At 73.1% G+C, this 9,042-nt stretch carries 7 protein-coding genes and 1 pseudogene; 5 read left to right on the top strand and 3 right to left on the bottom strand.

Features of this window, described 5'->3' with window-relative positions; genetic code table 11:
* Window positions 1-567: 567 nt before the first annotated feature.
* Window positions 568-2,862 carry a DNA helicase PcrA gene (gene pcrA, locus D459_RS0112910; RefSeq protein ID WP_026120338.1) on the bottom strand — a complete coding sequence of 765 codons (2,295 nt, stop codon included), beginning with the start codon at window positions 2,860-2,862 and terminating at the stop codon, window positions 568-570.
* Window positions 2,863-3,053: 191 nt separating this feature from the next.
* On the opposite strand from pcrA, the gene D459_RS0112905 reads away from it, so the two are divergent.
* Complete coding sequence (locus D459_RS0112905; RefSeq protein ID WP_017593427.1) at window positions 3,054-3,989, top strand: nucleoside hydrolase; 936 nt, start codon at window positions 3,054-3,056, stop codon at window positions 3,987-3,989.
* Between the two features lie 72 nt (window positions 3,990-4,061).
* Here D459_RS0112905 and D459_RS0112900 read toward each other — a convergent pair whose 3' ends face one another.
* Window positions 4,062-4,763 (bottom strand): response regulator, encoded by a 702-nt coding sequence (locus D459_RS0112900; protein ID WP_394296693.1) that lies wholly within the window; start codon window positions 4,761-4,763, stop codon window positions 4,062-4,064.
* A 28-nt stretch (window positions 4,764-4,791) separates the two neighbouring features.
* Window positions 4,792-6,006 carry an ATP-binding protein gene (locus D459_RS0112895; protein WP_017593425.1) on the bottom strand — a complete coding sequence of 405 codons (1,215 nt, stop codon included), beginning with the start codon at window positions 6,004-6,006 and terminating at the stop codon, window positions 4,792-4,794.
* 189 nt (window positions 6,007-6,195) lie between these two features.
* Here D459_RS0112895 and D459_RS0112890 point away from each other — a divergent pair, with 189 nt between their 5' ends.
* The 4 genes and pseudogenes from D459_RS0112890 to D459_RS31515 all read left to right on the top strand — a co-directional run.
* Window positions 6,196-7,614 carry a PspC domain-containing protein gene (locus D459_RS0112890; RefSeq protein WP_017593424.1) on the top strand — a complete coding sequence of 473 codons (1,419 nt, stop codon included), beginning with the start codon at window positions 6,196-6,198 and terminating at the stop codon, window positions 7,612-7,614.
* The gene (locus D459_RS0112885; RefSeq protein ID WP_017593423.1) at window positions 7,601-7,807 is read left to right on the top strand and encodes a hypothetical protein; all 207 of its coding nucleotides are present in this window, start codon (window positions 7,601-7,603) and stop codon (window positions 7,805-7,807) included. Before D459_RS0112890 ends, D459_RS0112885 begins: the two co-directional genes overlap by 14 nt.
* Window positions 7,808-7,916: 109 nt before the next feature.
* Window positions 7,917-8,459 (top strand): (2Fe-2S)-binding protein, encoded by a 543-nt coding sequence (locus D459_RS0112880; protein WP_017593422.1) that lies wholly within the window; start codon window positions 7,917-7,919, stop codon window positions 8,457-8,459.
* Window positions 8,456-9,042 (top strand): annotated as a pseudogene (locus tag D459_RS31515) (xanthine dehydrogenase family protein); the annotation flags it as partial. The gene D459_RS0112880 and the pseudogene D459_RS31515, both read left to right, overlap by 4 nt.

The raw sequence follows: 9,042 nt of genomic DNA, 5'->3' as shown, positions 1-9,042 counted from the left end.
CGAGCCGTCCCGCCAGATTCCCTGGCCGGTCGCTCTTCCGCTAGAGGCGGCGCTTTCCGCTTTTTCGGGGCCAGCCCCTCGCCGTTGAGCTTATCAGAAGCTCTGGCTCGAGACCAACTCTCCCAGTTTACTCAGGAATTCCTACCCGTCAAGGACCGGTGAGGTTTTCCGGAGTGGTTCCCACCCTACAAGGCCGCCGCGAGTGCTCGCGCCATCCGTTGGAGTGGAGGTCGGCCGCTCCGCGGTGTGACCCGCTTCCGCCTGCCGATGACTCAACTCTACAGGCTCCCCGCAGTGCTTCGGACGCTTTCTCGGAAACCCCGGTGTGTCTCCCAGGCGTCCTGCGGGTTGCGGCCCCGTGTCCACCGGTCGTCCGGTGGATGTCCCACCCGATGCCAGAAGGCCCAGAGGGCCTCAGTGGGACTCACCGGGCCGGCGCCGCACGGGCGCCGGCCCGGTGGACCGTCAGACGGGTCCCCTGCGGGGCTGCTCCGCCGAGCCTGTTCCGCGGGTCCGCAGGTCCGCAGGTCCGCGGGTCTTCAGAGCTTCCCGATCAGAGCTTCCCGATCAGAGCTTCTCGATCGGGGCGAACTTGACCAGGAAGTCCTTCTCCCCGATGTCCGCGCCGAAGTCGATCCGGGCCTTGGTCTTGTCGCCGGCGCCGTCGACCAGCATCACCGTGCCCATGCCGAAGGAGTCGTGGGTGACCTTGTCCCCCGGGCTGAGCAGCGGGACGTCCTTGGCCGGGCGGCGCGCCGGCGGTTCGCGGCGCGGGCGCGGGGAGGACAGGCTCGACATCGAGGACTCCGCCCGGCGCCAGTCGACGAGGTCGCCCGGGACCTCGTCCAGGAAGCGCGACGGCGGGTTGTAGGACGGGGAGCCCCAGGCACTGCGCACCGCGGCCCGGCTCACGTACAGCCGCTCCTGGGCCCGGGTGATGCCGACGTAGGCGAGCCGGCGCTCCTCCTCCAGCTCGCGCTTGTCGCCGAGGGTCCGCATGTGCGGGAAGACCCCGTCCTCCATGCCGGTGAGGAAGACGACCGGGAATTCCAGCCCCTTGGCGGCGTGCAGGGTCATCAGGGTGACGACGCCGCCGCCCTCGTCCGCGTCCGGGATCTGGTCGGTGTCGGCGACCAGGGAGATCTGCTCCAGGAAGTCGACCAGGGTCGGCTCCCCGGGCCCGGTGTCCGGCTCCGCGCCGTCCCCGGTCTCCCCCTCCCCGGTCTCCTCGGCGTCCTCCGGGTAGAGCGGGCCGGAGAAGGTGTTCTCGAACTCCCGGGCGACGTCGACGAACTCCTCCAGGTTCTCCACCCGGCTCTCGTCCTGGATGTCCTTGGACGCGGTGAGTTCGGAGAGGTAGCCGGTGCGCTGCAGCACCGCCTCCACCAGCTCCGCCGGGGAGGAGGTCTCCACCATCCCGCGGAGCTCGTCCAGCAGGGCGTTGAACTCGCGGATCGCCTTCAGCGAGCGGGTGGCCAGCCCGGGCGCCTCGTCCGCGCGGGCCAGTGCGCGGGCGAAGGAGGTGCGCTCCCGAGCGGCGAACAGCTCGATGGTCTCCTCGGCCCGGTCGCCGATGCCGCGCTTGGGCACGTTGAGGATGCGGCGGAGGCTGACCGTGTCCTCGGGGTTGGCCAGCACCCGCAGGTAGGCCAGGATGTCGCGGATCTCCTTGCGCTCGTAGAAGCGGAGCCCGCCGACGATCTTGTAGGGCAGCCCGGTGCGGATGAAGACGTCCTCGAAGACCCGGGACTGCGCGTTGGTCCGGTAGAAGACGGCGACGTCGGAGGGCTTGGCGGCGCCCTCGTCGTTGAGGGTGTCGATCTCGCCGACGACGAACGCCGCCTCGTCGTGCTCGTTGTCGGCCACGTAGCCGGTGATCCGGGGGCCGGTGCCCTGGTCGGACCAGAGGTTCTTCTCCCGGCGGCCGTCGTTCCGCTCGATCACCGCGTTCGCGGCGTTCAGGATGGTCTGGGTGGAGCGGTAGTTCTGCTCCAGCAGGATGGTGCGGGCCTGCGGGTAGTCCCGCTCGAACTCCAGGATGTTGCGGATGCTGGCGCCGCGGAACGCGTAGATGGACTGGTCGGCGTCGCCCACCACGCACAGCTCGGGCGGCGGGGCGGCCCCCTCCGCGCCGGCGTCCCCGACGAGTTCGCGGATCAGCGCGTACTGGGCGTGGTTGGTGTCCTGGTACTCGTCGACCAGCAGGTGCCGGAACCGGCGCCGGTAGTGCTCGGCGACGTCGGGGAACATCTGCAGCAGGTTGACGGTGACCATGATGAGGTCGTCGAAGTCCATCGCGCCGGCCTCGTGCAGCCGCCGCTGGTAGAGCGCGTAGGCCTCGGCGAGCCGCTTCTCCTGCTCGGTCTGCGCCTGGTCGGCGTGGGTGTCGTAGTCGACCAGCTCGTTCTTGAGGTTGGAGACCTGGGCCGAGAACGACTTGGGCGGGAAGCGCTTGGGGTCGAGGTCGAGCTCCTTGCAGACCAGCTGCATCAGCCGCTTGGAGTCGGCGGAGTCGTAGATGGTGAAGTTGCTCGGGTAGCCCAGCCTGGTGGCCTCGCGGCGGAGGATCCGCACGCAGGCCGAGTGGAAGGTCATCACCCACATGGTGTTGGCGACCCGGGAGCCGAGCAGGCCCTCGATCCGCTCCTTCATCTCGGCCGCGGCCTTGTTGGTGAAGGTGATCGCGAGGACCTCGCCGGGGCGCACGCCGCGCTCGGCGAGCAGGTGGGCGATGCGGTGGGTGAGGACCCGGGTCTTGCCCGACCCCGCCCCCGCCACGATGAGCAGCGGGGAGCCGGAGTGCGTCACGGCTTCCCGCTGGGGGGCGTTCAGGCCTTCGAGGAGCGACTCTGCAGAGGACACCCGTCCAGCCTACGAGGGTTCCCGGGCTGCTTCCTCCCCGCTCCGGGAGGCCCGGCGGAATACCGTCGCCCGCCCGGCCGTCGAATAGGGTGGTCGATCGGGCATTTCGCCCCGACAGCCACGTTCCACCTGCGAACGGCCGCGCTCCGTCCGGAGCGCCCGCCGTCCCGAGAAACGATTGGGGGGCTCCCGTGCGCGTCTTCATCGACTGCGACCCGGGGATCGACGACGCCTTGGCGCTCGCCTACCTCACCGCCGACTCCGACGTCGAGCTGGTCGGCGTCGGCACCGTGTTCGGCAACAACAGCGTCGACATCACCACCGACAACGCGCTCCGGCTGCTGGAGCTGTACGGGCGCCCGGAGGTCCCGGTCGCGCGCGGGGCCGAGCGGCCGCTGGTGCAGGAGCCCAGCCTGGCCGAGTCGGTGCACGGCGCCAACGGCCTGGGCGACGTCGAGCTGCCCGCCCCGGCCGGCTCCCCGGTCGAGGAGTCCGCCGCCGAGCTGCTGGTCCGGCTGGCCCGGGAGAACCCGGGCGGGATCGACCTGCTCGCGGTCGGCCCGCTCACCAACATCGCCCTGGCCCTGGCGCTGGAGCCGCGGCTGCCGTCGCTGCTGCGCAAGGTCGTGGTGATGGGCGGCGCGGTGCAGGAGCCGGGCAACGTGACGCCGTGGGCCGAGGCGAACACCTCCAACGACCCGGAGGCGGCCGAGCGGGTGTTCGCCGCCGGGTTCGACCTGGACCTGGTGGCGCTGGACGTCACCATGAAGACGGTGGCGCCCGGGGAGTGGCTGGACGAGCTGAAGACCCTGGCCGGTGAGCGCGCCGGGAAGACCGCCGCGTTCCTGGACTTCTACTACGGCTGGTACAGCAGCGTGTTCGGGGTGCGGCAGAGCGCCATGCACGACCCGCTGGCCGCCGGGATCCTGCTGGACCGGTCGCTGGTCACCCGGTCGGTGGACCGCCCGGTCATGGTGGAGCTCAAGGGCGAGTACACCCGCGGCCTGACCATCGCCGACCTGCGCCCGTTCTCCACCGCCGAGGGGGCGGAGCGGCCGCTGGTCACCCTGGTGCAGGAGGTCGACGGCGACGCGTTCCTCAAGCGGATGATGGACGCGCTGCGCTAGCGGCGGCGCCGGACCCGATCGCGGCCCCTTCCCGGTTCCGGGGAGGGGCCGCGGTGCATCGGGGCGGGGCGCTCAGACGAGTTTGCGGGCGGTGGCCCAGCGGCTGAGCTCGTGCCGGTTGGAGAGCTGGAGCTTGCGGAGCACCGAGGAGACGTGCGTCTCCACCGTCTTCACCGAGATGAAGAGCTCCTTGGCGACCTCCTTGTAGGCGTAGCCGCGGGCGATCAGCCGGAGCACCTCGCGCTCGCGCTGGGTCAGCCGGTCCAGCTCGGGGTCCATCGGCGGGGCGTCGGTGGCGGAGAACGCGTCCAGTACGAAGCCGGCCAGGCGCGGGGAGAAGACCGCGTCGCCGTCGGCCACCCGGACGATGGCGTCGGCGAGCTCCTTGCCGGAGATGGTCTTGGTGACGTAGCCGCGGGCGCCGCCGCGGACCACGCCGATGACGTCCTCGGCGGCGTCCGACACCGACAGGGCCAGGAAGCGGATGTCGGGGTGCTTGGCCAGCACCCTGCGGAGCACCTCCACTCCGCCGCCGCCGGGCAGGTGCACGTCGAGCAGGACCAGGTCGGGGTGGTGCTCGGTGATGACCCGGACCGCCGCGTCGACGTCGCCGGCCTCGCCCACCACCTCGACCGCGTCGCCCAGTTCGCCGCGGACACCGCTGCGGAACAGCCGGTGGTCGTCCACGATCACGACGCGGGGGACCTCCGCGCCGTCGGCGAAGGTGCTCTTACCGTCTCCCACAGTGTCTCCCACACTGTGGACTGTACCCATCCGCGCGGCCCGGCCGGGAGCGGTGCCCTCATTCGGCCGCGGCGATCCGCGGCATCCGCAGCTGCACCTCGGTGCCCTCGCCCGGGGCGGTGCGGATCCGGGCGCTGCCGCCGTGCCGCTCCATCCGGCCGATGATGGAGCCGCGCACGCCCATCCGGTCCTCGGGGACGGCGTCCAGGTCGAAGCCGTCGCCGCGGTCCCGGACGAAGACGAGCACCTCGTCCGGTTCGACCTCGCCGAACACCGAGACGGTGTCGGTGCCGGCGTACTTGGAGGCGTTGACCATGGCCTCGCGGGCGGCGCGCAGCTCGGCGTGGACCGCGTCGTCCATCTCGCCGTCGCCGACGCAGACCACCTCGATCGGCACCCCGTGCTCCTCCTCCACCTCGGCGGCGACCCGCTCCAGGGCCGCCTTGACGGTGCTCTCCGCGTCGGCCGGGCGCTGGTAGAGCCAGCTGCGCAGGGCGCGCTCCTGCACCCGGGCCAGGCGCTGCACCTCGCGCGGGTCGGAGGCGCGGCGCTGGATGAGGGTGAGGGTGTGCAGCACCGAGTCGTGGATGTGCGCGGCGAGTTCGGCGCGCTCCTGGCTGCGGATGCGCTCGCGGCGCTCCCGGTCGCGCTCGCGGACCAGGCCGACGATCCAGGGGGCGGCGATGAGGCTGATCCCGGCGAGCATGGCCAGCGCGAAGGTGAGCCCGGCCCGGGCCTCGTGCAGCTGCTGCTGGAAGGCGAGGAAGCCGAAGACCCCGATGACGATGAGCATGATGCCGGCGCCCGCGCGCATCCAGCTCTTCCGGCTGCGGATCCCGGTGACCGAGACCCATTCGTCGCGCTGGGCCGGGTTGGCCTGCTGCCACAGGATGGCGGCGCCGATGGCGCCGAAGACCAGGAACCACAGCAGCGGGTCGAACAGGCCGCCGAAGATCAGGAAGAGGACGCCGAGGCCGGCGGCGAGGGCGAGGTAGCCGAGGAGCTGGCTGATGTCGCGGCCGCGGCGGCGGGAGGCGTCCTGCTCGTCCTCCCCGCTCTCCGCCTCGTTCTCGGCCGGGACGAGGAAGAACAGGGTGGCGTAGACGGCGATGCCGATGCCGCCGAAGGCGAGGGCGAGCAGGGCGAGCCGCGCCACCACCGGGTCGATGCCCAGGTGGCGGGCGAGGCCGGCGCCGACGCCGCCCAGCAGGCGGCCCTCGCGCGCCCGGTGCAGCCGGGGCTCCTCCTCGGCCGCCGTGGTCTCCGCCGCCATCGCGTCGCGCTCTCCGTTCCGTGGCCGGTGCTCGACTACCAGGATGCCGCGCGGTGGGACGGGGCGGCATCAGGGGCTCGCCCGGAGCGGGCCCGGAGCGGGGCGCGCCCGGCTCAGGGTGGGGTCAGGGTCGTCCCGGATGGGAAACGGTGCTGGTGGGCGCGACCATGGTGGCGTGGAGGAGACGTGGTGAGGACCGTGGACGAGGAGCCGGAGGCCGAGGAGCCGGAGGCCGGTGAGGGCACGCTGCGCCGCGACCGCGACGCGGGGGTGCTGACCGGTGTCTGCACCGGCCTGGGCCGCTACACCGGCACCGATCCGGTGGTGTGGCGGGTCGCCTTCGCGCTGACCGGACTGGCCGGCGGCGCGGGGGTGCTGCTCTATGTGGGCGCCTGGCTGACCATGCGGGACGCCGACGGCGGTCCGGCCATGTTCGAGCAGCTGCTGAACCGGAGCATCCCGCCGCGGGCGGTGCCGGCGCTGCTGGCCGTGGCGCTGGCCGCGCTGACCGCGCTGAGCCTGGTGGGCGGGTTCGGCTGGGGGACGCTGGTGCTGGCCACCCCGCTGATCCTGGGGCTGCTCTCGGCCCGCAACCGCGGCGTCAACCTGCAGCGGCTCTTCCGCGAGCTGCCGTCGCTGCTCAAGGCGCACCGGCCGCCGCCGGCCGCGCCGGCCCCGGAGCCGAAGCCGGCCTACTACAACCCGGCCCAGCCGTGGGCGCAGCCGCCCTCGGGGCCGATCGACCTGGCGGTGGTGGCCGGGCGGGGCGGCGCGGACGCGGGCGGCGGAGGCGCCCCGGAGCGGGGCGGAGAAGAGGACGGAGAGGACGAGCCGGGCGGGGACCGGTCGGACGGGGACGGCGAGCGGACCGGGCACGGCGGGTGCGGGGTGCCGCGCCCGCGGGCCGGCCGGTGGGCCCGGCGGCGCGACCGGGCCGAGCGGCGGGCCCGGCGCGACCGGGGCGTGCGGCTGCTCGCCTTCGCGTTCTGGGCGGCCGTCGCGGCGGCCGGGGTCGCGATGATCGCCACCGGCCGCTATTCGGCGGACACGCTGTTCGGCCCGGAGACCGGGCCGGTCTACCTGGGGAGCGTCGCGGTGATCATCGGTGCGGCCCTGCTCGTCGGAGCGTGGGCGGGCGACCCGCGCGGCCTGGTCGCCGCGGGCGTGCTGGCGGTGGCGCTGACCGCCGCCTCCTCCGCCACCGACCTGACCGGGCTGCGGTTCGGCAGGGCCGAATGGCATCCGCGGACCGCCGCGGACCTGGCTGGAGAGGAGTACCGGTTGACCGTGGGAACCGCTGATCTGGACCTGACCGGGATGGAGCTGGATCCCGGGGAGCGGGTGGACGTCGACGCCGACGTGCGCTTCGGGGCGCTGGACGTGTTCGTCCCGCCCCAGGCCCGAGTGGTGGTGAACGGCAGCGCGGCGGTGGGCGAGATCCGGGTGGGCGGGTGGATGCGCTCGGGGACCCGGCTGCAGGTGGCCAACACCTTCGAGCCGGAGGCCCCCGCGGGCGGCGGGAAGGGGGGCGGCGCGGAGCCGCCCACCCTGGTCGTCAACCTCACCTCGTACGCGGGCGATCTGGAGGTGCACCGTGTCGCGCCGTAGCACCGACTGGGGGTCGCTGATCGCCGGCCTGCTCTTCATCGGCCTGGGGGCCGCGTTCGTGGTGCGCGGCACCGGGGACTGGGGGTTCGACCTGGTCTGGGTGCTGCCGGTGCTGGCGATCGGGCTGGGGCTGGCGGGGATCGCGCGGGCCCTGGTGAAGTCGCGCGACCGGGACGCCCGGCGCGGGGGGTAGTGGTCCAGGTCACTTTGTTCTAGGTTGGTCGGTACTGTTCCGCGGCTACCCGCGCATCAGCGCTCCCCCGGTTGATCTCCAGATCCACGACCCGGGAGGTCTCGGTCCCATGCCCGACATCCGCGTATCCGTCGACGGCGTGCGCTACCACGACCAGGTCGAGGCGCGCCGCCTCCTCGTCCACTACCTGCGTGAGGACATCGGCAAGACCGGCACCCCGATCGGCTGCGACACCAGCAGCTGCGGTGCGTGCACCGTCCTCGTGGACGGGCTGTCCGTGAAGAGCTGCTCGGTCCTGGCCGCCCAGGCCGACGGCAGCGAGATCCGCACCGTCGAGGGCCTGGCCCGCGACGGGCGGTGGCACCCCCTGCAGCGGGCGTTCCACCGCAGGCACGCCCTGCAGTGCGGCTACTGCACGCCGGGCATGCTGATGGCCTCCATCGACCTGCTCCGGGACAACCCCGACCCGAGCGAGGACGAGGTCCGCGAGGGCCTGGAGGGCAACCTGTGCCGGTGCACCGGCTACGCCAACATCGTCGCGGCCGTGCTGGACGCCGCGGCGGAGATGCGCGGCGAGGCCGGGGTGCCCCGGCAGAGCGCGCGCGAGGAGGCGCCGACGGCGGCCGGCGCAACGCGGGGAGGTGCGGCATGACGAGCGCCCCGGAGGCCCCGGCCCGGCAGACCGGGCTGGCGCTGCCCCGCAAGGAGGACGCGCACCTGCTGACCGGCCGCACCGAGTGGACCGACAACATCGCGCACAGCGGCACCCTGCAGGTGGTGTTCCTGCGCAGCCCGATGGCGCACGCCCGGATCACCGGGATCGACGCCTCCCGGGCCGCGGAGATGCCCGGGGTGGTCGCGGTGCTCACCGGCGCGGACCTCGCCGGCGAGCAGGGCTCGCTGCCGTGCGCCTGGCCGGTCACCGACGACATCGTGCTGCCCGAGCACCCGCCGATGGCGGTGGACGAGGTCCGCTACGTCGGCGAGGCGGTGGCCTGCGTGGTCGCCCGGGACGCGGCGAGCGCCGTCGACGCCCTGGAGGAGATCGACGTCGACTACGAGCCGCTCCCGGCGGTGCTGGACATGGAGCGGGCCATCGCCCCCGGCGCCGACCTGGTGCACGCGGACAAGGGCACCAACACCTGCTACGTGTGGCCGTTCTCCTCGGGCGACGTGGACGCCGCGTTCTCCGGGGCCGACGTGGTGGTCACCCGCCGGTACCGGCAGCAGCGGCT

The organism is Nocardiopsis potens DSM 45234 (assembly GCF_000341105.1).
GTDB classification, from domain to species: domain Bacteria; phylum Actinomycetota; class Actinomycetes; order Streptosporangiales; family Streptosporangiaceae; genus Nocardiopsis_A; species Nocardiopsis_A potens.
Note: the sequence above shows the minus strand (reverse complement) of the source record. Positions and strands in the feature narration are given on the sequence as shown.

What these genes read in the sequence shown, in the direction of transcription:
- D459_RS0112895 (WP_017593425.1), bottom strand. Translation starts at nt 6,006, where the DNA reads ATGGCGGCGGAGACCACGGCGGCCGAGGAGGAGCCCCGGCTGCACCGG.
- D459_RS0112880 (WP_017593422.1), top strand. Translation starts at nt 7,917, where the DNA reads ATGCCCGACATCCGCGTATCCGTCGACGGCGTGCGCTACCACGACCAG.
- D459_RS0112900 (WP_394296693.1), bottom strand. Translation starts at nt 4,763, where the DNA reads ATGGGTACAGTCCACAGTGTGGGAGACACTGTGGGAGACGGTAAGAGC.